At 39.1% G+C, this 23,882-nt stretch carries 17 protein-coding genes, 1 tRNA gene and 1 pseudogene; 10 read left to right on the forward strand and 9 right to left on the reverse strand.

All coding sequences use genetic code 11. The annotated features are described in order from the left end of the window. Nucleotides 1–60 precede the first annotated feature (60 nt). Nucleotides 61–771, forward strand: coding sequence for a M15 family metallopeptidase (locus AY601_RS09230; RefSeq protein WP_232324725.1), 711 nt, complete (start codon nt 61–63; stop codon nt 769–771). A gap of 13 nt (nt 772–784) precedes the next feature. On the opposite strand, the gene AY601_RS09235 is transcribed toward AY601_RS09230, so the two are convergent. From AY601_RS09235 to AY601_RS09250, 4 genes are all read right to left on the reverse strand, one after another. Beyond that, nucleotides 785–1,708 carry a helix-turn-helix domain-containing protein gene (locus AY601_RS09235; RefSeq protein ID WP_068399647.1) on the reverse strand — a complete coding sequence of 308 codons (924 nt, stop codon included), beginning with the start codon at nt 1,706–1,708 and terminating at the stop codon, nt 785–787. A gap of 16 nt (nt 1,709–1,724) precedes the next feature. After that, nucleotides 1,725–2,651 (reverse strand): SDR family oxidoreductase, encoded by a 927-nt coding sequence (locus AY601_RS09240; protein WP_068399650.1) that lies wholly within the window; start codon nt 2,649–2,651, stop codon nt 1,725–1,727. A gap of 4 nt (nt 2,652–2,655) precedes the next feature. Continuing rightward, complete coding sequence (locus AY601_RS09245; protein WP_068399653.1) at nt 2,656–3,546, reverse strand: SDR family oxidoreductase; 891 nt, start codon at nt 3,544–3,546, stop codon at nt 2,656–2,658. A gap of 110 nt (nt 3,547–3,656) precedes the next feature. Continuing rightward, a complete protein-coding gene (locus tag AY601_RS09250) occupies nt 3,657–4,568 on the reverse strand; it encodes an NAD(P)H-binding protein (RefSeq protein ID WP_068399656.1) in 912 nt (303 codons plus the stop codon). Between the two features lie 201 nt (nt 4,569–4,769). Here AY601_RS09250 and AY601_RS09255 point away from each other — a divergent pair, with 201 nt between their 5' ends. The 3 genes from AY601_RS09255 (at nt 4,770) to lepB (ending at nt 7,783) form a co-directional block, all read left to right on the forward strand. Further along, entirely contained in the window at nt 4,770–5,573 is an 804-nt protein-coding gene (locus tag AY601_RS09255) for an SDR family oxidoreductase (RefSeq protein WP_068399659.1), read from the forward strand. Nucleotides 5,574–5,637: 64 nt separating this feature from the next. Further along, nucleotides 5,638–6,543, forward strand: a complete 906-nt coding sequence (locus tag AY601_RS09260) for a helix-turn-helix domain-containing protein (RefSeq protein ID WP_068399662.1) — start codon at nt 5,638–5,640, stop codon at nt 6,541–6,543. A 130-nt stretch (nt 6,544–6,673) separates the two neighbouring features. Continuing rightward, nucleotides 6,674–7,783 carry a signal peptidase I gene (lepB, locus tag AY601_RS09265; protein ID WP_068399665.1) on the forward strand — a complete coding sequence of 370 codons (1,110 nt, stop codon included), beginning with the start codon at nt 6,674–6,676 and terminating at the stop codon, nt 7,781–7,783. 193 nt (nt 7,784–7,976) lie between these two features. Here lepB and AY601_RS09270 read toward each other — a convergent pair whose 3' ends face one another. Then, nucleotides 7,977–8,612, reverse strand: a complete 636-nt coding sequence (locus AY601_RS09270; RefSeq protein WP_068399668.1) for an OmpW/AlkL family protein — start codon at nt 8,610–8,612, stop codon at nt 7,977–7,979. Nucleotides 8,613–8,954: 342 nt separating this feature from the next. Between AY601_RS09270 and AY601_RS09275 the strand changes: the two genes are divergently transcribed. Further along, nucleotides 8,955–9,752 carry a M57 family metalloprotease gene (locus tag AY601_RS09275; protein ID WP_068399671.1) on the forward strand — a complete coding sequence of 266 codons (798 nt, stop codon included), beginning with the start codon at nt 8,955–8,957 and terminating at the stop codon, nt 9,750–9,752. A 151-nt stretch (nt 9,753–9,903) separates the two neighbouring features. Here AY601_RS09275 and AY601_RS26335 read toward each other — a convergent pair. Then, nucleotides 9,904–10,213: pseudogene (locus tag AY601_RS26335) on the reverse strand (peptidase domain-containing ABC transporter); the annotation flags it as partial. Nucleotides 10,214–10,437: 224 nt separating this feature from the next. After that, a complete protein-coding gene (locus tag AY601_RS09280; protein ID WP_198163658.1) occupies nt 10,438–12,792 on the reverse strand; it encodes a TonB-dependent receptor in 2,355 nt (784 codons plus the stop codon). Nucleotides 12,793–13,078: 286 nt separating this feature from the next. Between AY601_RS09280 and AY601_RS09285 the strand changes: the two genes are divergently transcribed. After that, a complete protein-coding gene (locus AY601_RS09285) occupies nt 13,079–13,495 on the forward strand; it encodes a MauE/DoxX family redox-associated membrane protein (RefSeq protein ID WP_068399677.1) in 417 nt (138 codons plus the stop codon). Here the strand turns inward: AY601_RS09285 and AY601_RS09290 are convergent. Beyond that, nucleotides 13,492–15,927 (reverse strand): outer membrane beta-barrel protein, encoded by a 2,436-nt coding sequence (locus AY601_RS09290; protein ID WP_068399681.1) that lies wholly within the window; start codon nt 15,925–15,927, stop codon nt 13,492–13,494. The two genes, AY601_RS09285 and AY601_RS09290, sit on opposite strands and share 4 nt — an antisense overlap. Before the next feature lie 130 nt (nt 15,928–16,057). Here AY601_RS09290 and AY601_RS09295 point away from each other — a divergent pair, with 130 nt between their 5' ends. The 3 genes from AY601_RS09295 to AY601_RS09305 all read left to right on the forward strand — a co-directional run bounded on the left by AY601_RS09295 (nt 16,058) and on the right by AY601_RS09305 (nt 18,307). Then, a complete protein-coding gene (locus AY601_RS09295; RefSeq protein WP_068399684.1) occupies nt 16,058–17,401 on the forward strand; it encodes a sensor histidine kinase in 1,344 nt (447 codons plus the stop codon). Next, a complete protein-coding gene (locus tag AY601_RS09300; protein ID WP_068399688.1) occupies nt 17,398–18,084 on the forward strand; it encodes a response regulator transcription factor in 687 nt (228 codons plus the stop codon). Before AY601_RS09295 ends, AY601_RS09300 begins: the two co-directional genes overlap by 4 nt. A 133-nt stretch (nt 18,085–18,217) precedes the next feature. After that, a tRNA-Ser gene (locus AY601_RS09305) sits at nt 18,218–18,307 on the forward strand. A gap of 652 nt (nt 18,308–18,959) precedes the next feature. Here AY601_RS09305 and AY601_RS09310 read toward each other — a convergent pair. Continuing rightward, nucleotides 18,960–21,287 (reverse strand): GH92 family glycosyl hydrolase, encoded by a 2,328-nt coding sequence (locus tag AY601_RS09310; protein WP_232324726.1) that lies wholly within the window; start codon nt 21,285–21,287, stop codon nt 18,960–18,962. A 202-nt stretch (nt 21,288–21,489) separates the two neighbouring features. Here AY601_RS09310 and AY601_RS09315 point away from each other — a divergent pair, with 202 nt between their 5' ends. Beyond that, nucleotides 21,490–23,856, forward strand: a complete 2,367-nt coding sequence (locus tag AY601_RS09315) for a glycoside hydrolase family 3 N-terminal domain-containing protein (RefSeq protein WP_232324727.1) — start codon at nt 21,490–21,492, stop codon at nt 23,854–23,856. Nucleotides 23,857–23,882 lie beyond the last annotated feature (26 nt).

Here is a 23,882-nt window from a genome sequence, read left to right on the forward strand (position 1 = left end):
TTTATCTTCAACGTAATTTGCATCCGTTCAGGTTATTATTATTAATTTGATTCATTATAAATGATATTAAACTATCCGCCATATCCAATCAATAGTATGCTGAAAACAACTGCAATATTGCTTTTTGTTTTGCTTGCACATCCCCTGTCTGCACAGCCAAAAAACAGCCTAAAGGTCATCAATTCCTTGAAAGTCTATCAAAACACTTATGCGCGGGATCCAAATCAGGAGTTGATAGAGCTCAAAAAAATAATCCCGGACTTAGTTCTGGATATTCGGTATGCAACGGCAAACAATTTCATGAAACAGGTTATGTATCCGCAAGCGCGCGCTTTTGCCAGAAAACCAGTTGCAGAACAGCTCAAAAAAATCCAGGCACACCTCCGCAAAAAAGGATATGGATTAAAAATTTATGATGCTTACCGTCCTTACGCTATCACGGTTTCCTTTTACAAAAGAGCTTCTGATAAACGTTTTGTAGCCAACCCGGCAAAAGGTTCCAAACACAACCGCGGCTGTGCGGTAGACCTTACCCTTATCGATTTCAAAACGAAGAAAGAAGTTCCGATGCCCACCCCCTATGACAGTTTTGCTCCGGAGGCTGCCGCAGCTTACCAAAAATTACCAGCTGCCATTATCCGTAACCGGGATTTCCTGATCCGGACAATGCGGACATATGGTTTCAGGGTCATCAAAAACGAATGGTGGCACTATGATTTTATAGGATGGCAGAATTATGCTTTGATGGACATTCCTTTCAAAAGTCTTTAAGACAGACCTGCATTTAATTGAAGGAATGCCTGAACTCCATGGGTGAAAAGCTGGTCTTGGTCTTGAAAAGTTTGCTGAAGGATTGCAAATGTTCAAAACCCAATTCGTAAGCGATCTCACTGATCGATAGATTGGTAGTAGAAAGTTTTTCTTTAGCCAGGTCAATTAACTTATTGTGCAAATGTTGCTGCGTATTCTGTCCGGTAAGGGATTTAAGCAGACTGCTAAGGTAACCTGGCGAGATGTTTAAGTTCCCGGCAATATAAGTCACACTGGGCAGCCCTTTTTGAGCCAATGCGCCGCTGTTAAAATAATTGATCAGCAGATCTTCAAGTTTGGTCAATATTTCGTGGCAGGTAATCTTTCTGGTGAGGAACTGGCGCTGATAAAATCTTTCAGAATAAGTGAGCAAGAGCTCTAATTGAGCGATGATCACACTTTGGCTAAAACGGTCAATATTTGCATTGTACTCCTGTTCGATATTTTGTGCAATGGTGGTGAGCATCGTTTCTTCTTTATCGGATAAATAAAGTGCTTCATGAACCGAGTAATTAAAGAATTCGTATTGTTTAATGGTTTTGGCGAGCGGTGTGTTCCACAAAAAATCAGGATGGATCAGGATCATCCAGCCTTCGGGACGGTGTATCACACTCCCCTTTTCAATCTCCACCCCAAATACCTGACCGGGCGACATAAAGAACAATACACCTTCGTCAAAATCACTGGCCTGCTGACCGTATTTAAATTTAGTGTTCTTGACTCTTTTCATGGAGATCGAATAAAAATCATAGATCAAACTGAACGAGCCTTCGGCCAGTGGCCTGTTGAGCTCATCCATATGCACCAGGCTAATAAGCGGATGCCCAGGGTTGGGCAGTCCCGCTGCCCGCTGATATTCGGTGATTGTATGGAAGCGAAAAAGCTGGTGATTATTCATAGCTATACTAATTTCGTTATTTTTTATGATAAACTGCAGCGAACTCTTGTGCGAAATCAGCGAGTTTGACTTTACCCATTTTTGGCTGGCTCTTGTGAAAATTCTCCAGTGTTTTTCCGCTGTGCATCGCAGCCTGCATTTCTACCAGCGCTCCGGCGAGTTCTTCGGGTAATTTGGCCATCTTCAATCCTTGTAACATTTCCTTGTCCGAGAGCAATACCCATTTGAGCCAGGGTTTACCTATAGCTGTGCCAATGATCTTTGCGGCTTCATTACAGGTCATTTCCTCACTGCCCACGTAACGGATGGTTTTCCCTTTGGTCAGTAATACCAATTCCTGGGCAACCGCATCTGCAATGTCCGCTGGAGAAACAAAAACAACCCGGTCATCTCCGCCATAGTTTCCCATCAAAAGGCCCATCTTGCCAGTGAGCAAGGACCACAGGCCAGAGTAACGCAATGTCAGGAATTTGCCCAGGAGTCCCCTGCCTTTAATGAGGTCTATGGATTGGTAGAAATTGGTATAAAATGAGCCCGGCCGCATGATCGTAATGGAAGCGTCCAAATCATCAAATAGATGTTCGACGTTTTCGGCTTTAACCAGATCTGCCGCCCACCCGCTCATAACCACGATCTGTTTGGTACCAGCTTCCTTGAGTGCCTGTGCATAATTCTGTGCCATCCGCCGTAAATAATCACCCAGATCTGGCTCGGTAAAACTCAGGGGGATCATGGCGTAAACAGCATCTGCATCTTTGAATGTATGCGTCAAAAAGTTGACATCTGAAATCGATCCAATTGCAGGTATCGCACCTGATTTTTCGATAGCTGTTTTTTTCTCCGGGTTACTGCTGACCACGGTTACAGTATGCCCCTGTTTAACTAATATTGCTGTCAGCGGTTGACTGATATTTCCTAAAGAACCGGTTATAATAATTTTCATTGCTTTATTTAGTGTAAACGCCGTTTTCAATATCAACAAGTAAGGTAGTGTTCTTTGGCTGCCAGTTTAAATGTTCTTGTGTCCAATTACTTGATGCAGGACAGTCAATAGCAGCCATGTGCGAGAACCATCCAAAATGTCCGGCTGCTGCTTCAGGCGCTACCGAAACTATTGGAATATTCAGTTGTTTACCTATGGCTTCGGCTATCGTTTTAAGTGTGATAGCTTCCTCGGCAGAAGCATGATAGCGAGTACCTGGAGTAGCATTCTCCAATACTAGCCGGAATAAATGAGCGGCATCCAGTACGTGTACAGCATTCCAGCGGTTTTGTCCATCACCAATATAAGCAGATACTCCTTTTTCTTTGGCGATATTGACTAAAATGGGTATGAAACCATGTTTATCCTGGTCACTATGTACCGATGGTGATAAGCGAATGGCTGCCGCACGTACATCCAGTTTGGCTACCGCATCTGCTGTTTGTTCAGAAGCACGTGGCCAGGCAGGATCGACTGGCGGGGTTACATCTTCGGTAGCGAGCTTTCCCGGGCTAACCAGAGCTGTACCTGAGGCAACGATAAAAGGGCGATCAGAACCTGCCAATACCTCTCCAATAGTTTCAATAGCAACTTTATCTGTCTCGCAAACTTCCGCAAAGCGCGTAAAGTCATGAATAAAACCAGTGTGGATAACACCGTCAGCCTGAGCAGCGCCACTACGCAGACTGCCGAGGTCTTCAAGGTCTCCGCGATGAACTTCCGCGCCAGCATCGATCAGCTTTTTTGCCGATGCTTCTGAACGGGCCAGCCCCAGTACCTGGTGACCAGCATTTATTAATTCCTGCACAATGGCAGTACCAATGAAGCCTGTAGCTCCGGTGACAAATACACGCATAATTAATTTTCTTTTGTTTACACAAAAATGGGCTGTTTTGGCCAGCTCGATTTATCCAAATCTGCTTTTGATTTAGCCAAAACCCCGAAAGCGACAACAGTGGTAAGAACTTATTCTTCCTGCTGGTAAACCGCAGCAAAGTTTCTCGCAAATTCAGCAAGTTTGACTTTACCCAAAACTGGTTGATTACGGTAATAGTCTTCGTACAATTTGCCAGTACCCTGATTGGCTTGCATTTCTATAAAGCCTTGAGCAATCTGAGGATTAAACCCTACGCTTAACCAGGAATTTAAAAGCTGTTCATCGGAAATGACTTTCCATTGCAAGTCAGGCTTTCCGATCGCGCTTCCAAGCACCCGGGCAATTTCATTAGGCGATACTTCTTCGCTGGCAATATAACGCATAGTTCTTCCCTCAAAAGGCCGGGCAATTTCTTCTGCTATCACCACCGCAATGTCCAAAGGAGAAACCCATGGTTCTTTTTGATCACCACCGTAGTTAGAGATGATAGCACCTTTGTGTTTGATAGTTGAAATGAAGGAGAACATATTGGTATAGAAACCTACTGGGCGTAAAGTTTTAACAGATACTTCGGCAGGCAACTGTTTCAATATATGCTCCACATTATGGTGAAATACTAAAAAGCCATTTCCTTTATCCATGTGTGCGCCAATACTGCTGAGATGGATTACTTTTTTGACTCCTGATTGTTCGATGGCCTGCTTATAATTAAGTCCAATCTGGCTAATGATACTAATAAAATCTACTTCTTCATCAGATTCGTCTCCGCCCGCGGCATCGAGCGTTTCCATGAGATATACGATATCTGCACCTTGAAAAGTCCTGGTTAGAAAAGAAGCATCTTGCATGGAGCCAATGGCTGCTTGTGCACCAAGCGCTTCAATTGCTGGCTGTCGCTTTGCTTGACTACTAATGACTGTTACGGTATGACCGTTTTGTATTAAAGTCCGGGTAAGGGGTTTTCCAATGTTTCCGATGGAACCTGTAAGTATAATGTTCATAAAATTTGTGTTTTGTTGAGACAAATTTCGGAAGCAGTGTAATGGGAAATATAACCAAATACCTATTTGTTGTAGCCAAATGGCGGAGTCAGTTCAAAATTATTAGCCCTTACCCAAACCTGGATACAATTAACCTCGGTTTGGAAACACAGATTTCTAATTTATCCAGAATCTTTGTGCTGTAAAATTAAAAGCAGAAAAATGAAAAAGACAATTTTTATCACCGGAGCATCAGCGGGTTTGGGAAAGGCAACTGCCAGATTATTTCACTCAAGAGGTTGGAATGTAATTGGTACGATGCGGGATCCGAAAAAGGAAACGGAACTCACTGAATTGGAAAATGTAACTATTTTACCAATGGATGTAACTAACCCGGAACAAATTAAGACTACTGTAGCTAAGGCTATTTCTTTATACACTATGGATGTAGTCTTTAACAATGCAGGGTATGGCTTGATGGGCGCCATGGAAGCATTGAGTGATGATCAAATTTTAAGACAGCTTAACACTAATCTTTTAGGAGTATTACGTGTTACGCAAGAATTCATTCCACATTTCAGAGAAAAGAAAAGTGGTTTATTTATCAGTACAACCTCAATGGGCGGGTTATTTGGATTTCCGTTGCATTCTATTTATCATGCTACAAAATTTGCTATAGAAGGGTGGTCAGAGAGCATGTCATTTGAATTAGGTTTACATAATATAGGTATCAAAACTATTGCTCCGGGTGGTATTGCAACAGATTTTACAGGAAGATCACTCGATAGAAGTTCGCATCCTGAATATCAGGAAATAGAAGACAAGTTATTTTCAGCTATAGATGGAATGATGGAGATGGCTTCGACTGCAGAACAAATTGCTGAGGTAGTTTATGAAGCAGCAACTGACAATAAGGATCAAATCCGTTATCTGGCTGGTGAAGATGCAAAAGCTATGTATGCACGCCGGTTAGAAATTGGCAACGAAGAATTCAGGAAAGAAATCAGAAAGCGAACATTAGGATAAAAACTAATAGAGATAATTGAAAGAAAATTGCATTGCTTGTTGTAAATTTAAAAAGCCAGTTCAAATGAAAATTATTAATTCCATAGCAGAAAAACATCGTTTGATGTCCTTACCTGATCCCTTACATCCATTGGTGAGTGTAGTCCGCATTTCAGATCTGCGTTTTAAAGAGGATCCGATATGGAGACAGTTTTCTGTCAATTTCTATTGTATATCCCTGAAAAGGAATATTGCAGGAAAAACAAAATATGGTCAGCAATATTATGATTACAATAAAGGTGTGATGACGTTTCTAGCGCCTAAACAGGTAATGTCGCTGGATGCGGATCAAATGGATATACTCAAACCTGCATCTGGATATGCATTATTTATCCATCCTGATTTTCTTTACAAACATCCGCTTGCAACTACAATCAAAAATTATGGGTTCTTTTCTTATGCCGTAAATGAAGCATTGCACCTTTCGGAAAAAGAAGAAAAAAATGTGGAAGAGATCTTTCAGAAGATCGATGAAGAATACCAGCACACTGACCGGCATACGCAGGATATCATTCTTTCTCAAATTGATCTGTTGTTAAGTTATTGTAACAGGTTTTATGAACGACAATTCATTACCCGAAAAGCTGTAAATCATGATGTGCTCACCAAAATGGAATTATTGCTAAACGAATATTTTGACAAAGAGAAAATCTTGAAAACAGGCCCTCCTACTGTCGAAGCGCTGGCTGATCAACTCCATATGTCGCCCTATTATTTAAGCGATCTTTTACGCAATCTCACCGGACAAAGTGCTCAGCAGCACATTCAGGAAAAACTGATTGAAAAAGCAAAAGAATATCTTTCGGTAACCAATCTTTCAGTTGCCGAAATTGCTTACCAGTTAGGTTTTGAATATCCGCAATCTTTCAATAAACTGTTTAAAAAGAAAACCAGCATTTCTCCTTTAAAATTCCGGCAAACGTTTAATTAACAAGCTTTAATTCATTTCCAGAGGGTATACTTTATACAGGCTGTTTTTCCTGTTGATTTTTTTTTCATTATCGACAGGCTTGTAACAAACCTTAAATTTCATTGTCAAAAGCTTACTAAAAACTAAAGTTATGAAATGGAATTTCCCACTCAAGAAAAATACGGGAACAACCAAACCCAGAAAAACAAAAAAACGGGAATGGTTTGATGCCTTGTTATTTGCCCTTATCGCCTCGACTGTTATCAGGGGTTTGATATTTTCAGCCTACGCTATTCCTTCGGGCTCAATGGAAGGAACGTTACTGACTGGCGATTATTTGTTTGTGAGCAAAATCAGCTATGGGCCAAGAATGCCCTTTACCCCTGTTCAAAATCCTTTTCTGGAGTCTACAATTACAAAATACCATATCAAAACATATTGGGATGGTATAAAATTGCCATACTTTCGTTTACCGGGTTTAACAACGATTAAAAAGGGTGATATTGTGGTATTCAATAAACCAGAGGAAGCTGATCCAGCTTATGATAAACCTGTAGATGTAAGAACGAACCTTATTAAACGTTGTCAGGCCACCCCTGGAGATGTGCTGACGATTGTAAATTCGCAGGTTTATATCAATGGAAAAGCTGCTCCAAATGCTGAAAAGGCCCAGACATCTTATCGGGTCATCACTTCTGGAGATATGATTAATCCTGATATTTTTCGCGATATGAATATTGAAGTCTGCCAGCAAGTTGATCTCAATACTTATGAAATGATTATCCCGAAAGAACAATTGACAACTTTTAAAGGATTCTCTTATATCAAAAGTGTAATACCAGTCGTTGAGCCGGTGGGTAGTTATGATGCAAATGTTTTCCCTCACAACGAAAGATTCAAATGGAATGCGGACAATTTCGGCCCACTGACTTTACCGAAAATTGGCATGTCAGTACCGCTAAATCAAGAAAATTTAATCTTATACCGCCGGGCGATTGAGTTGTATGAGCACAATAAGGTAGAATTAGAAGGAAAGGATATCTTGATCAATGGTAAAAAAGCAAAAAGCTATACGTTTAAAATGAACTATTACTGGATGATGGGTGATAATCGCCATAATTCATTGGATTCACGTTTCTGGGGATATGTGCCCGAAGACCATGTAATTGGGAAAGCTTTAATTACCTGGATGAGTGTTGATTCGACAAAAACCTTTCCGAATAAGATAAGGTGGAACAGGCTTTTAAAGCCGATTGATTAACAAAGATTTGATTTAAGCTGAATCTAAATAACATCAAATACTAAAAGTATAAAAAGAGGGTGCATTATACACTGCCCCCAGAAAGTGTCTAACTTTTTGAGGGCAGTGTATAATGCACCCTCTTTTTACTTTCAATACCAAGACTCTTTTCGTTTATTTTCAATACCAGGATTCTTTTCCTGCAACCTTGATGTTAGAACCTCTTTCCGATACCCAGGCTAAATAACCAGGGGTCTATTTTGGTATTGGCAATTACAGTTGCGCCACCAGCAACGCTTGATATGGTAGTTACAGTTGCGTCTGTTCTTAGCCAGATTTTCTTTACATCAATATTCAGGAATAAGTTTTTACCGATATCAAAATCACTACCAACCTGTGCAGCGAATGCAAATTTATTTTTATAGTCTGTATGTGCTATAGCAGGGCCATTTTTGGCGCCGTAAAAAATTGTATAATTGACACCGGCACCTATATAAGGTAAAATGCCTTTTGCAACTGGTGCATGGTACAGAAATGTTAAGGTTGGTGGTAATAGCCACACTTTACCCACGTTTACATTTCCCAAAGCAGTCTCTGTAGCTGTTATTTGATGACGGGTTGTACCCAGGATTAAATTTGCAGAGAAATTTCTGGTTAAGAAATAAGTAAAATCCAGTTCAGGAATTACCGTCGTACTAATATCTGCCGATCCACCTATTGTAGTAATAGTTGCACTAGCTTCAGGAGCAACTACTGTTCCACGTAATCTTACGCGCCACTCCCCTTTTTGTTGCGCCAAACTTGTCAATGTCACGCTTACCAAAAGCGCTAGTATCCATACTTTTTTCATAATGAAATCATTTAAATTATGATCAAATGTATTTAGCACTACCCGGTCTCCAAATGAGCTTAAACAGTTTTCAGCATGATCTATATCATGAAAAAATTATCAATCGGCACTATGATATTTGCATAGACGATCTGATGATATAATTGATTTGTCTTCCATCACAATAAAGGATTTTTGATTATCATTTATCATTGCAAACTTACCTCGCCCCTATCCAATAAAATTAACCATAGAAGAATAATATTTCAATAAAAATCAAATAAAATCTAATTTTAGATAAAATATGCACTTATAAAACGTATATTCATTCAAAATCTAACCTTAATTTAACCAAAGGAAAACATGAAAAAGGAATTTTGTAAAAAAACAATCAAATTGCTGTTTACGCTGGTCTGCCTGAGTATTGTTGCTACTTCTTGTAAAAAAGATGAAGCCACGACAAATCCAAAAGCAGAAGATAATATTAAACAGCTTACTGCTTATCTCACCGGGAAAGGATTCAGAGTCGAAAACATTGCTTATAAAGACGGAAGATTCATCCTCGAAAAAGATATTGTAATGACCCGGGAAGACGTAGAGACAAGGATGAAAAACGAAAGTACTCCGCAGACCGAACACTGGAGAGGACCTTACCTTGTTAAAGATCCTTATCATAAAAACATTAAGTACTATATGGATGCTGGTGTACCATTTGAATGGAATAGTGCAGTGTTGGGCGCAGTAATGAACTGGAATAATATGGAGGATCATTTTTATATGACGCTCAATATGTCATTATTAGCATCCAGCGCTGGTGGGGATGTCAGGGTATTCATGGGATATGAGGATGCGAACTGGATAGCAAGAGCTTACCTGCCAGGATCAAATGGCAGAGCTGGCCAGAGTATTGAGATCAACAGCAAATTCAATAATTTGCCGGCAAGTGAGAAACTTTTCGCAATTACACATGAAATCGGTCATACCATTGGTTTCAATCACACTGATGAGAACAAGGGATCATTTATCAGGGGATTTATCCCTTACTTTGATACTCCTGTTGTTGATCCGGGATCTATTATGAATTCTACTGTATTACCCTGGAGCAATTTTACTGCTGGAGATGTTCTGGCTACTAAGAATTTATATCCAAAAATATTCTGATAACCCTAAAGGATAGGCAATATGACATGAAGCAGTATTATTCTGCTTCATGTCATATCTTTAAGTCAATACTATTTTAAACTGTCCATACTAATAGCCCATTTGTGAAAAATATAAAGGCATACCAATCAATTGATATTTTGACTCATGCTCAGCTTCCTAACTCCAGTTGATTTTTCACCAGATCATAATATTCCTTTTTAGAGGTTACCAATTCCTGATGACTACCCTGCTCAACCACCTGTCCATGATTCAGAACGATAATTTGATCTGCATTTTTCACCGTCGATAACCGATGAGCAATAACCAATACGGTTTTACCTCTAAAAAATGACTGTAAATTATCATGAATTATTTTCTCATTTTCTGCATCTAATGCTGAAGTAGCCTCATCAAAAAACAGGTAATTCGGATTTTTATAAACTGCTCAATATACGCTGTTTCTGTCCCCCGGAAATACCATTTTAATCATAAAGGCAATATTTGTTGATTAACAAGGTTTTAAGAATAGCCCCTTGAATAACTAAATTTATTAATTTGATTAATAATCAGATTAATTATAATCTCAATAAAGAACATGAAAGAGAAGAGATTATATGCTGTTTCATTTGGCACCAATTAAAAATTGAAAATCAAGTCTTTGAAACGAAGATTTCAACAGGTATTGATCTGCTGCCCCTCGATTTTACAATCTTTGTGATTCATTTTGCAGCCCCGATTCGCGGTTATCCTTTGTCTTAATCTTATTGTTGCCAAACCGATAAGTAAAATTCAAGCGTATCTGACGAGTTTCCCCTGCATAGGTAGTATGGAGCAATAAATTATTCAGTTGTGTATCTGTATTGATCTTGTTTGTTCTCCATAGATCAGTAACAGCCAGTCTGATTGTTGCTTTGTCTCTCATTAAATTCTTTTGCAAGCCAAGGTCAAGCTGTGAATTGCTTTTTACATAAGTATTCAGACTACTTATATTTTTTGAGTTCACCACACCAGCAACTTCAGCTGTAATATGTCCAGGCAAGTTAAAAGTTTGTTGTATATTAATTGTACCTGCAAAACGGCTGCGGCTATAATCTCCATATTCCAGAGTTCCTACTTTATTCTCTAAGCGGTACCCTATCCCTGTCAGGCTCACATTCCACCATTTTGCCAGCGCAACCTGTTGGGTAATGGTCAGATTAAGATTATTCTGGAACCCTATATTTCTGGGTATCATAATAATTCTGTTCTCTTCCAAAACCTCAGTTATTCCACTACTCAGATCGCTTGTTCTGGTATAACCAGCAGATATCGTTGTACGCTTATAACTATACTGCAGTGACAGTATGTTCGCATATTGAGGCTTAAGAAATGGATTTCCTTTCCAATAAGAAAGCTCGTCAACAGGATACGAAAATGGATTCAGATCATTATAAGCAGGACGATCAATACGTCGGGCAATACTCAAATTATAAGTACCTGAATGCCCCGTTTTATAAGTAATCCCGGCTGTTGGAAAGACATTCAAATAATTTCTAACTACTAAAGCCGGCGACTGGTTGCTCCCTTCTCTTGGCTGTAAATTTCCTTTAGAATGCGTATTTTCTAATCTAACACCGATATCCATGCTCAATTTATCATTAACAGGTGTCTCATACTTTAAGTATCCTGCGGTTATTTGTTCTTGATATTTGAAGGTATTTGATACGTTTATATCAATAATATTTACACCGCTATTTATAGCATACTGATCAAATATATTATCAGCATTTACACTGGAAAATTTTGCACCAGTTACCATTCTCCCCTTCCCAACAGGAAAACCATAGTCTATTTTAGCCGCATACAATTTAATATCCCGGCTATTGGCCACCAGGAAATTATTGGAAGATTGAAAATCTCCATTTGGAGCATAAAAACTATTTGTACTCAGGTTTTTTGTCGCTGCATCGAAGATTCCATAATCTGCATCTATATCCAGGGTCGTATTATTGATGCTTTTATACCGGTAATTTAAGTTGAAATTGTACCTGTTGGCCTTTTGATCCGGATAAGCACTCTGGCTCTTTAACGTTTGTAAAAGCTCGCCTGTTGGCTGATCATAAATATTCGTTAAAGGGGTGATCAAACCACCACCGCTCGAAAAATTACCATTCATCACTATTCCAATTGTTTTGGTCGTGTCTATAGCATAATCAGCGCCTAAAGTTGACCCTATACTACGCCGCTTATCTACGTCATGATTCGAATTCAGATAAATCTTTCCATTTGTTGTCCGGTCATTGTCATAGTCCATCGCAAAATGTCCAAAATTATGATTATAACTGCCAAAGAGATTGACTTTTCCTTTACGGAAGTTAAGATTCATATTGGTATTTTGTTTCAAAGTTTGTCCGTATGCAATCCCATTGTTGATGCTCCCATTGAAACCTTCAGCAATTGATTTCTGAAGGACAAGATTAATAATACCACCGGTGCCGGAAGCGTCGTATTCTGCAGATGGATTTCTAATAATCTCGATAGATTTTAAGTCGGAAGAAGACATAGTTTTAAGCAGCTGTGCAAGTTCTGCGGCCTGTAAATAAGTTAGTCTGCCATTGATCATAACCAGTGCACCATTAGCCCCATTCAGCGTAATTGAGTTATCCTGATTGACAATTACCCCAGGAGTTTTCTTTAAAGCTTCCAGTACATTTGTACCCTGCGCAGTTATACTTTTCTGGATATTATATATCATTTTCCGGCCTTCAATCTTTACAATAGGCTTATTACCAGAACTCTGAATAACGACTTCCTTTAAGCTACGTGCCGTTGTTTCAATTTTAATCACTCCCAAATCCACACTTCCAGCTAATTTCAACAACTCACTTTGATAAGACAATGAACCGAGATAACTCACTGAGATTACATAAGTTCCAGCAACTGCAGTAAAAGCAAAAGCCCCATCTATATTCGTTAATTCCTGTTTAAGAACCTGACCTGTATGGCCATCCTTTAAAAATAAAGTTGCACCATCAATTGCCACGTTAGCTGTGTTCTTAATGATACCTTTTAAGATCATGTTGTTCTTATTATTGCTTTGTGCGAAGCCAGTTGAGAAACATAGGAGTAGAAAAATTAACAGGATATTTTGCTTTAAGTTAGAATCAATCATAAATAAAGAGCTGTGGTATTTCGGTTTCGTTACAGTATAGTGGAGAGAAAGTTAAGATAAATTACCCATTGGATCGATAAAAATTCAAATTCGCCATACTGAACTATAACAGACACCACTTCATTTTGGGACATTTGTCCCTACCCATAGCCCAAAAATCTTCAGACATTGGTATTAACCAATAAGGAAAAATATGATACTTACAATCCTGACTTATTCCATCACTGGCATCTTCATCGCACTTTGGTCTTACGCATCTTTTCCAAAGTTCCGTAACCTGAGATATTTCAGAGCAATACTACGCAGTCAGGCAATTCCCAAATGGATTGTCTCACCCCTTACTATCTTACTGCCTTTAACTGAAATTGGTATTATTATTCTCCTGATCAACTCGGCCACCAGATTATTTGGAATGTATTTATCATTAACAATGATGCTCATCTTTACAATTTATGTAGCCGGAATAATGTACCAGGCATATGACCGTTATCCATGCCCTTGCGGAGGGCTTTTTAGCCATATGGGGTGGAGAAAACATTTCAAAGTGAATATTGCCCTGACCGTACTCGCTTTAGTCGGCGTAATCTTGCTGGAACGTTTATCACATTAATTCTTTACCCGCTTCTGTTCGCTTTCCGCTCCATTTCCTTCATGTTTACGCAGATTAGAGATAGCTTTACCGAATCTATAGTTCAAAGAAAGAACCGCGGTACGGCTATCACCTACATTATGATAATCAGCGCTGGTCAGTGCTAAATTATTAATCACACCACTATTCACATACGAATGAAACACATCATTAACCACTAACTTAACCGTGGTACTTGGTGATATTTTTTTAGCAACCGCTACATTTACCCTTTTCTGTTCACCAGCAACAAACTGCGCATTCGTTACTTTACTTTGGTAATAACCATCCAGCTGTATTGTCCAGTCTTTTCTACCTTTAAATTGTAAAATTGGCTTTAGATAAAAGAAAGTCCCTTTCGTATCCAGTTCACCAGTATAAAATGCACTGACTGTATGGATATTGATTACCTGTCCATAAAAATGAAAGTTAAACCAGGAAGCCAGATCAAAAGTCCCATCAAAAGATAGCGACTTCACTATAGTGCTCCCGATATTGCCAGGTCTGCTGTAATAAATACCATTCACAATTTCAATAGTTTCATTTACCTGATCTATTGATTTCCCATAACTTAAAGACGTGGTAAACTTGCCTTTATAAGTATGCGAAAGCTCTATATTATTTGTATAAGATGGCTTCAAAAATGGATTCCCAGTATAATAAGTAAACTTATCAATCGGTGATAAAAATGGATTTAAATCTTGATAGTATGGTCTGTCAATTCTTCGCCCATAATCAATACTTAACAAATTGGTACTTGCGGTATCCAATTTATACTGTAAATATATTGTAGGAAACAGTCCGGTATAGTTACGTTTAAAAGTTGAATCCGTCTTCTGTATATTTCCTAACTGGTGTCCGTTAGAAATTGTATGCTCTAGTCTCAGTCCAGCCTGTACTGTTAAACGGTTAAATTCCTTATTCGCATTCATATAGGCAGCATTGATATGTTCTTTATATAAAAAATGATTAGTCTTATCGTAATCAGGTTTGGTGATCTGGTTTACTGTATAAAAATAATCAGCAATATTGTCCGTCTTTGTATAACTGGTTTTAAATCCAGTTTCCAATTTGACGCCATTTTTCAAAGGATGTGAGTAATCAATTTTAGCTGAATATATATTTATCCCGGCAGGCAGAGATCCTGTTAATAAATAATTGTTTGCTGGCAGTCCATCTTTCAGATAACTATTATTATCAAATGATTGATCATTCTGAGTTTTGTAATTGACATAAGCTATATCTGCTGTTAATTCTCTGCCATTTTTATCGTACAAGTGCCTGTAATTTAAATTTAAACCCATATTTCCAAATTTATTCTGCTCCCTGTTATCAGCTAATACTGTAGAGTCAGTCAAATTCTGAGCATTCGTAAAAACGCTCTTAACGAACATTTTCTGTTTCAAAGGACGGTACAACCCGGTCAGACCAACACCAAAAGTAGTTTTGTCAGATAAATAGTAATCCATACCGACGTTGCTTGTATAACTTTGTCCTGTTGTCCGGGAAAAAGAATTCTGTAAGAAATTAGAAACGACTTTCCCATTAATATCTTCAAAATGGCGGTTAATATCCAGGTCGCTATAGTTATTAATCACAGCAAAACCTAAATTACCAAACAGGTTCACTTTATTATAGCGGTAATTGAAGTTAAAGCTCTGGTTAGTCCGCGTATATTTACCCTGAACATAGCTAAGATTAATCCCTCCATTAAATCCTTTCAATTTGCTCTTCTTTGTCCGGATATTGATTATCCCACCATTGCCCGCTGCATCATATTTAGCAGGTGGATTAGGCATCAGTTCAATCTGGTCAATAGTGGACGAAGGAAGTGACTTTAAATAGCTTTCTAACTCAGCTCCTGAAAGATAGGCTGGCTTATCATCAATAAATAGAGTAGCGCCCTTTCCCTTTAAACTTACCTTACCGTTTTGATCAATCATAATTCCAGGAGATTTTTCCAGCACTTCCAAAACAGTACTTCCTGCATTGCTGAGCATTGCGTCAACATTGATCACGGTACGGTCTATCTTTTTTTCAACCAGAGCTTTCTGACTGCTTATTTTTACCTCCTGTAAAGCTAACCCAGTTTGCTGCAGCCGGATTACAGGTAAAACTGTATTCACTTGTAATTGGAAATTACCTCCTTTATAAACTGAATATCCGATCATTATCACAGCGACCCGGTAATTACCTGCGTTTAAATGAGTTAAATTAAACGTCCCTTTTGAATCTGTCATTGTGGTTTGCACTGGTACTGAATCCGCAATTTTATAAAGATAAACAGTAGCGCCATCCAATGGAATATTGCTATTAACCTGGCCACTTAATAGTAAATTACTTTGTGCAGCCGCGAAATTTGAAATTGTAATTAGCCAGGTGACCAATAGCGTTATAATTCTAGGTTTCATCATCGTTTATTTGAGTTGAAACAAAAATGCTGTCGTTCTACAGAAGCGATGGTTAATAAAGTGTTAATGAAGAGTTAACGGGCCCCTTGCTATAACCTTTTATACTTAGCTATGCTTATATTTGACACAGCAGATGAATAAGAATCATACCACCAGGGCACTTCTAATAGCATGCGTAGTTATTGTATCCACCTTATCATTTATTCAGTTTTATCTGGTCAGGAATACTTACAGGCTCACCAGAGATCACTTTTATACAGAGGTAAAAGAAGAAATAGTGAAGGTTACCAACTCCCCGGCTATGATTTCCTTAGCAGAGCAAATCAGGGCAGAGTTGCGCCAAGCTGTAATCCAGTATGTGACCAACCCAATGAGCAAACCTGGTTTTATAAAATTATTAAAAAGCAACACGAAGGAAAGCGGTCATAAATTAAATATTTATCTAAAAAAAATGCTGGATAAAAAACCTAACCTTGAAGGCATAATTTATAAATCACAATTTGATGAAATCATCTTTGAGATCAATGGAAAATCCGATACATTGCTGACTGCCCCTGCAAAGCCTGTTGTATTTTCCGGGGATGATTTCCATACAGCGCATACAATTATTTTAAATAAAGATGTGACGCTGAGTACTGGAGAGGATTTACGTATTACAATCAGGCAATCAAATTTCATGGATATTTCTAAGCAGGAAAATGAAGTTATCAAACGGATGTCTGGTGTGTTATTTCTCGCTATTGGTTTAATTGCAGCTGTGATTATTTTATTATATCTGGTTTTTAGTGCGATGATCAGACAAAAGAAACTAGCAGAAATTAAAACAGATTTTGCAAATAACATTACGCATGAGCTGAAAACTCCTTTAAGTTCAGTGAGTATAATATTGAAGAGCATTTTGTTAAAAGAAGTACAAGCAAAACCGGCTCTGTTGAATGACTTGCTGCAATCATTAAACAGGCAGCATGGAAAAATAAGGCAGCTAGTGGATAGCGTACTGGACAGTGCAATGGTAACGGCTACAAAAGTGGAGCAAAAAGAACTCGAAATCACACGTTTTCTGCAGCACTATGCCGATGATTTAGCTATTGCTAATCATGAGCTGATCGCTAAAATAGAGACAATTCCGCAAACGTTACTGACCAATGCTGCAACATTAGAAAAGATATTAAATATATTAGTTGATAACGCTGCAAAATATAGCGAAGAAGGTGTATCAATTTATTTAACTGCTTTTAAAACCCAGACTCATTATCATATAGAAATCACCGATCAGGGAGCTGGTATTCCCTTAAAGTATCAACAACATATCTTTGATAAATTTTACCGCATTCCAGAGCAAAATAAGCATACCGTTAAAGGTTTAGGCTTGGGATTATATCTAGCTAAACAAGCAGCCTTACAACTCAGCGCGGAGCTTACTGTGAGCAGCAAACCGGGCAAAGGCAGTACCTTTATAATCAGTTTACCAGTATGAATATCAAAGTATTAATTGTAGAAGATGATATTGATCTGGGAAACCTGTTAAAACAATATCTGGAAATAAACAAATTTCAAGCTCACCGGGTATATAACGGTATTGAAGCCCGCGAAGAACTGAAAAGAGAAACTTACGATATTTTGATCATTGATGTAATGATGCCAAAAGAAGATGGATTTACTTTGGCAGAAAAACTAGTGCAAACTTATCCGCAACTCCCCTTTCTGTTTGTAACTGCCCGTAAGCTAAAAGAAGACATACTACATGGCCTGAAACTTGGCGCTGATGATTATATATTAAAACCCTTTGACGCGGATGAATTGATTCAGCGCGTCCGGAATATTTTAAAACGAACTAAGATTAATCCAGTTGCCCAGGAAATCATTCGAATTGGCAGTTACAAATTCGAACCAGGGAATTTAATACTGACTTCTTCCGAAGATCAAAAGATACTTACAGAAAAAGAGGCTGATTTACTTCATTACCTCTGCCTGCATCAGAACCAGATCATCAAACGAAATGATATACTCAATCACCTTTGGAAAGAATCCGATTTCTTTAACGGCCGGAGTATGGATGTATTTATTAGCCGGCTCAGAAAGTATTTAGCAAAAGATAAAGCCATTTATATAGAAAGTATAAGAGGAATTGGCTTCCGTTTTATCACTGATAACCGATGATATTACAAGTTCTCCGACAAAAATACCGCCTATTTTGATCTAAACAGCATTTTTTCCGATTCATAATGAGGCATTTAAACACATAAAGCAGATTAACGTTTGCAGAAATGCGCATTATTTGTACTTTTGTCGCGGAGAGTTGGCAGAGTGGTCGATTGCGGCAGTCTTGAAAACTGTTGACTTGTCAAAGGGTCCGCGGGTTCGAATCCCCCACTCTCCGCCAAACAAAAATGCTGCCCGATAGGGTGGCATTTTTTGTTTTAAATCGGCCTGAGCCCTTCAGCTCAGAGGCCAGATTAAAAACAAAAAATTGCTATTGAGCGCAGCGAAAAGCATTTTTGTTTGAAGCCTCCCCCCAAAGGGATCAGCGAGCGCAGCGAGCTAATCCACATTGGAGGATAAACCCAAGAACCTCGCCCACTATTGAAACCTGCGATCGGAGCGAAACCAAAATCACTCCGTTCAGAAGAATATGTATAACGTATTAATAGAAAAATGAAGTCATGGGATTGGAAGGGGCTTTTCCCGATCCAACTTTTTTAAAATTCTCTAGATCTATTTTGCTAATATGCTCTGTAAAGAGATTTTCGAAGTAGAATAAATAAATCCAGCTCTTCTATTAAACTTCAGCAAACCACAGAACAGCAGAGGATAAGTCATAGTACTATAAGTGGTCGGTGTTGGTAAGGGGTTGGTAAGGCCAATGGCCTTACCAACCCCTTACCAACACCGACCACAATACGACCCAGAATAGTAGTACCTATGTTAACACAGCTAGTTTTAATTGTCATAATAATAGGTTTATAAGCATTAATTACTATTGCTGCAAATAACCATAATTTCATTTCCGGTTATTTGTTTTCTGTCTTTTTGACTTATTCCCTACCAACCTCCAACTCCAAAACCCCGCCCTTAACCAAATCTTCAAACCCAATCGACAAACCCTTCAAATCAACCCCATTAAACCTACCACTCTGGATATAAATATCACCTGGATTCTGTTGATTAACCTTAATCAGAAACTCATTCTTCCTCAACTCTTTAGGAAGTTTAATCCTTACCATATCAAACAACGGTGCCCCTACTAAAAAAGAAGGATCAGGCCCTGTCAACCCTTTTACATCAAACAGCCCTATGGAAGACAATACATACCATGCACCCAACTGCCCTTGATCCTCATCCTGACCATACCCATAACCATGTATACCATCAGTACCATAAAATTCATTACAAATTGCCCTAACCCATTTCTGACTCAGATCCGGCCTTCCTGCATAATGAAACAACCAGGACACATGTAAATTTGGCTGATTCCCATGATTATACAAACCCTGGATTCCTGCAAAAGCATCAATCTGTTTTCCGCCACCAAAGGAATTTTTCTGAGAAACAGTAAAAATACTATCCAATCTACTGCTGAAAGTTTCCTTTCCAATCAAACTCACCAGTTGCTCTGGCGCCTGAGGCACATAAAATGTATACTGCCAGGCATTACCTTCCTGAAAACCTTTCCAAGCTTCGAAAGGATCAAATTTATCTAAAAATCTCCCTTCACCATCCTTAGGCCTGATGAATTTTGTGGCCGGATCATAGAGCAACTTCCAGCCCTCAGACAGTTTACTGAACTGTTCATAATCTTTTGTTTTGTGAAGAGCCTTAGCGAAAGTTGCCGCTGCAAAGGCAGAAAAAGAATATTCTAAGGTATGAGAAGCCCCAAAAGGAGAACCTTGCTTGTTTAATTCCGGGCTACCAGTCTGATCTTTTACATAAGGTGAATAGCCCTTCTTCACAAAAACGCCCACGTCTAACTTTCCCGCACCCGGAATCCGGCTTTTAGCTTCCAACTCATTTTTTCTTACCGCTTCATACGCAAGAGGGATATCATAATTCCGGATTCCTGCATTATAAGCTGCTGCAATCGCTAATCCCGTAAAATTCGTTCCAACACCAGATACATATTTACTAGTGGCAATACCATCACCCAGCCAACCTGCATCCTTATAAACCAACAATTGACTTTGTACCCAGTCGTTATAATATTCCGGATAAGCAATCGCCCAGAGTTGGGTCAGGTTCCAGAAGGCACCCCAAATAGCATCCGTATTATAATGATGATATTCAGGAATACCATTTTTCAGTAATGGGATCTGCCCCACACTCCCATCATTTTTAGGATAAGCACCATTCACATCACTTGCCAGGCCTCTGCCTAAAAGCGCGTGAAAGAGTCCGGTATAAAACTTAATACGATCGTTTTCCAACCCACCTTTTACTTCAATCCTGCCTAATGCCTTATTCCAATTTTGAATAGCATTAGCTTTTGCCTTTGCGAAGGTTAATCCTGAAGCTTCCTTTGTCAGATTAAGTTTTGCATTGTCTACCGAAGTATAAGAAAGACCTGTTTTTATTCCAATTTGCTCGCCTTTTGTTGTTTTAAATTGCAAATATATCCCTGCTCCTTTTCCCCGAATCGTCTTAAGCCCTTTAAATTGTGTACTATCCCTGAATGCACCATAAGAGGCCGGTATTTGATCAAGCACAGCATAAAAATACAGCGTCACATTTGCTGATTCCTGATACTTTTGAACATATACAGGTTTGGTAATCACATAACCCCACACATGGCCATGATCATAAGTTACTTTTGCATCGAGCACAGGCCCGCTCTCTCCCATCTTGTGACCAATATCAAAGATAACATTGGCACTATCTGTTTCCGGAAAAGTATACTGGTGAAAACCAACTCTTTCTGTTGCAGTAAGCTCTGCTTTAATCTGGTAATCCTTTAAAATCACCCGATAATATCCAGCGGTAGCATATTCGTCAGACTTATCAAAAGATGAGCTGTATCCCGAATTTTTCTCCTCCTTTTTACCGGGAAATGTTTTCAGCTTTCCTACTGTTGGCGCAAATACGATCCCACCAATTTGAAACTCATGGAAATTTGCAAAGCCCTCTATAGACCTATGGCGATCGTCATAACCTACAGCTTCCCATCCTGATGGATTGCCTTCACTCCCATTCGTGCTGGGTGCTAGTTTCGCCATGCCAAAAGGAACTGCTGCAGGAGTATAGAAAAAATACCTGCTATGTGCAGAACCGATATTAGGCCTCACATATTGAGCTGGCCCACCCTCTTTTTGTGCAAAAAGTAAGGTTGCCTGAATACTAGTTAACAAGAGGAGAACAATCCTTTTCATCATGGTTTAAGGTTTTGGGTTTATTAAACAAACAATAAATGTAAATACAAAAAGACTCAAATGTACATACATAATTGACAAATATATTTTAAATTCTCAACAATCCAAAACACATTCAAACAACTCATTAAACCGACAAACCTCTCATATTTCATAAAAACAATTCAATTACGCTAAGTTAATATTCAAATTTAGCTATACTTGTATGTACATATATTTAGAAATCAACATGACGAACAGACTTACCCTATTAGCCTGCTGTGCTTTTCTTTCCTTACCTATTAGTTCCTATTGCCAACAACCGCTTTACAAAGACGCCAGTCAATCTATAGCGCTGAGAACTCAGGATTTAATCCAAAGAATGACACTCAAAGAGAAAATAGGTCAACTTTTAAGTCCGCTGGGATGGGAAATGTATGAACGACAAGGAAATGGGGTTAAAGTATCTCAAAAATTTAAAGACATCGTTGCCGAAAAACAAATTGGGATGCTCTGGGCAACATTCAGAGCAGATCCATGGACACAAAAAACATTAAAAAACGGTCTTAATCCTGAAATGGCAGCAGAAGCAGCAAATGAATTACAAAGATATATGCTAAAAAATACGCGCCTTGGTATTCCGATATTTCTGGCAGAAGAAGCACCTCATGGCCACATGGCAATTGGTACAACTGTATTTCCAACCGGCATTGGTCAGGCTTCTACCTGGAACCCGTCGTTATTAGAAAAGATGTCAGCAGGTGTAGCTAAAGAAGTGCGTTTGCAAGGAGCCCATATCAGCTATGGCCCTGTGTTGGATTTATCACGTGATCCCCGCTGGTCTCGTGTGGAAGAAAGTTATGGTGAAGATCCTGTACTAACAGGTACGCTTGCTGCTGCTATCATCAAAGGTACCGGGGGAGGAAAGCTTTCTGATCCTTATAGCACAATAGCTACACTCAAACATTTTGTAGCCTATGCAATTCCTGAAGGAGGGCATAATGGAGCAGCTGCAAGTGTTGGTGAACGGGAACTTCGTGAATATTACCTCCCTCCTTTCAGGTCAGCTGTAAATGCCGGAGCCAAATCAATTATGGCCGCTTATAATTCCATAGATGGTATCCCCTGTAGTTCCAATAGTTTCTTATTGACTGATATTTTGATTAAAGAATGGGGATTTAAAGGTTTTACAGTATCGGATTTAGGAAGTATAGAGGGGATAAAAGGAAGTCACCGAATTGCGCGGGATTACACTGAAGCTGCTGTACTGGCAATCAAAGCAGGTTTAGATGCGGATCTCGGAGGGAATGCTTACCCCAACCTGGTCGCTGCTGTTGAAAAAGGGACAATCGAAGAACGTTTTATTGATACTGCAGTATCCAGAATACTCCGTTTAAAGTTCGAAATGGGTTTATTTGAACATCCTTTTGTAAACCCTCAAAAAGCTAAAACGGAAATTAATACGCAAGAACAAATCTTGCTTTCCAGGCAGGTTGCCAAAGAATCTATCATCCTGTTGGAAAATAAAAATAACATTCTCCCTTTAAAAAAGGGAATCAAATTGGCTGTGGTAGGCCCTAATGCGGACAATGTATACAATATGTTAGGTGATTACACAGCTCCACAAGCCCAGGGAAATGTGATCACTATAGTACAAGGGCTTCGTGCTAAATTAGCTGCTGCGCAAGTAAGCTATGTTAAAGGATGTGCCATTCGTGACACTATACAAAACACCATTCCTGAGGCAATTGTTGCCGCACAACAAGCAGATGTGGTTATCGCAGTAGTAGGTGGATCAAGCGCCCGGGATTTCAAAACAGAATACGCAAAAACAGGAGCCGCAATTGCAACAGATCAAACCATCGGAGATATGGAGAGTGGTGAAGGATTCGACCGCTCAACGCTCGGCCTTTTAGGTAAACAAATGGATTTATTAAAGGCCTTAAAAAAGACAGGTAAACCTCTTATTGTCATTTATATACAAGGACGGCCACTAGACATGAACTGGGCTGCTGAAAATGCGGATGCATTACTTTGTGCCTGGTATCCTGGCCAGCAGGGCGGCTCAGCAGTTGCAGATGTCTTATTTGGAGATTATAATCCCGCCGGCAGACTTCCAATCTCCGTTCCCAGAAGTGTCGGACAAATCCCCATTCACTACAACAGAAAAAGCCCGCTTGACCATCGTTATGTTGAAGAAGAGGCTACTCCGCGTTATGCTTTTGGTTACGGCAAAAGCTATACGACTTTCGCTTATCATGAGCTGAATATCAGTAAAGAAACTTCTAAAAGTACTTATCGGGTCTCATTTACCTTAGAAAATACAGGATCATATGATGGAGACGAAGTAGTCCAGCTTTACTTGAAAAACCAATTTGCTTCAACTGCTCAGCCTATCAGGCAATTGAAACATTTTGAACGGGTTAATCTCAAAGCGGGTGCATCAAAACGTATAGAATTTATCATAACAGCTGATGACTTATCGGTCATTAATATGGATATGAAAAAAGTATTTGAATCCCGAAGCACATTCACCATCATGATCGGATCATCTTCCGATAAAATCCAATTGCAAAAAGAATTGGAAATTTAATTAAACAAGAGAATTGTTTTTTCAGC

This window comes from Pedobacter cryoconitis (genome assembly GCF_001590605.1).
GTDB lineage: Bacteria > Bacteroidota > Bacteroidia > Sphingobacteriales > Sphingobacteriaceae > Pedobacter > Pedobacter cryoconitis_A.

Excerpts from the sequence above, each read along its gene's own strand:
- AY601_RS09230 (WP_232324725.1), top strand. The coding sequence starts at position 61 with ATGATATTAAACTATCCGCCATATCCAATCAATAGTATGCTGAAAACA.
- AY601_RS09235 (WP_068399647.1), bottom strand. The coding sequence starts at position 1,708 with ATGAATAATCACCAGCTTTTTCGCTTCCATACAATCACCGAATATCAG.
- AY601_RS09240 (WP_068399650.1), bottom strand. The coding sequence starts at position 2,651 with ATGAAAATTATTATAACCGGTTCTTTAGGAAATATCAGTCAACCGCTG.
- AY601_RS09245 (WP_068399653.1), bottom strand. The coding sequence starts at position 3,546 with ATGCGTGTATTTGTCACCGGAGCTACAGGCTTCATTGGTACTGCCATT.
- AY601_RS09250 (WP_068399656.1), bottom strand. The coding sequence starts at position 4,568 with ATGAACATTATACTTACAGGTTCCATCGGAAACATTGGAAAACCCCTT.
- AY601_RS09255 (WP_068399659.1), top strand. The coding sequence starts at position 4,770 with ATGAAAAAGACAATTTTTATCACCGGAGCATCAGCGGGTTTGGGAAAG.
- AY601_RS09260 (WP_068399662.1), top strand. The coding sequence starts at position 5,638 with ATGAAAATTATTAATTCCATAGCAGAAAAACATCGTTTGATGTCCTTA.
- lepB (WP_068399665.1), top strand. The coding sequence starts at position 6,674 with ATGAAATGGAATTTCCCACTCAAGAAAAATACGGGAACAACCAAACCC.
- AY601_RS09270 (WP_068399668.1), bottom strand. The coding sequence starts at position 8,612 with ATGAAAAAAGTATGGATACTAGCGCTTTTGGTAAGCGTGACATTGACA.
- AY601_RS09275 (WP_068399671.1), top strand. The coding sequence starts at position 8,955 with ATGAAAAAGGAATTTTGTAAAAAAACAATCAAATTGCTGTTTACGCTG.
- AY601_RS09280 (WP_198163658.1), bottom strand. The coding sequence starts at position 12,792 with ATGATCTTAAAAGGTATCATTAAGAACACAGCTAACGTGGCAATTGAT.
- AY601_RS09285 (WP_068399677.1), top strand. The coding sequence starts at position 13,079 with ATGATACTTACAATCCTGACTTATTCCATCACTGGCATCTTCATCGCA.
- AY601_RS09290 (WP_068399681.1), bottom strand. The coding sequence starts at position 15,927 with ATGATGAAACCTAGAATTATAACGCTATTGGTCACCTGGCTAATTACA.
- AY601_RS09295 (WP_068399684.1), top strand. The coding sequence starts at position 16,058 with ATGAATAAGAATCATACCACCAGGGCACTTCTAATAGCATGCGTAGTT.
- AY601_RS09300 (WP_068399688.1), top strand. The coding sequence starts at position 17,398 with ATGAATATCAAAGTATTAATTGTAGAAGATGATATTGATCTGGGAAAC.
- AY601_RS09310 (WP_232324726.1), bottom strand. The coding sequence starts at position 21,287 with ATGATGAAAAGGATTGTTCTCCTCTTGTTAACTAGTATTCAGGCAACC.
- AY601_RS09315 (WP_232324727.1), top strand. The coding sequence starts at position 21,490 with ATGTACATATATTTAGAAATCAACATGACGAACAGACTTACCCTATTA.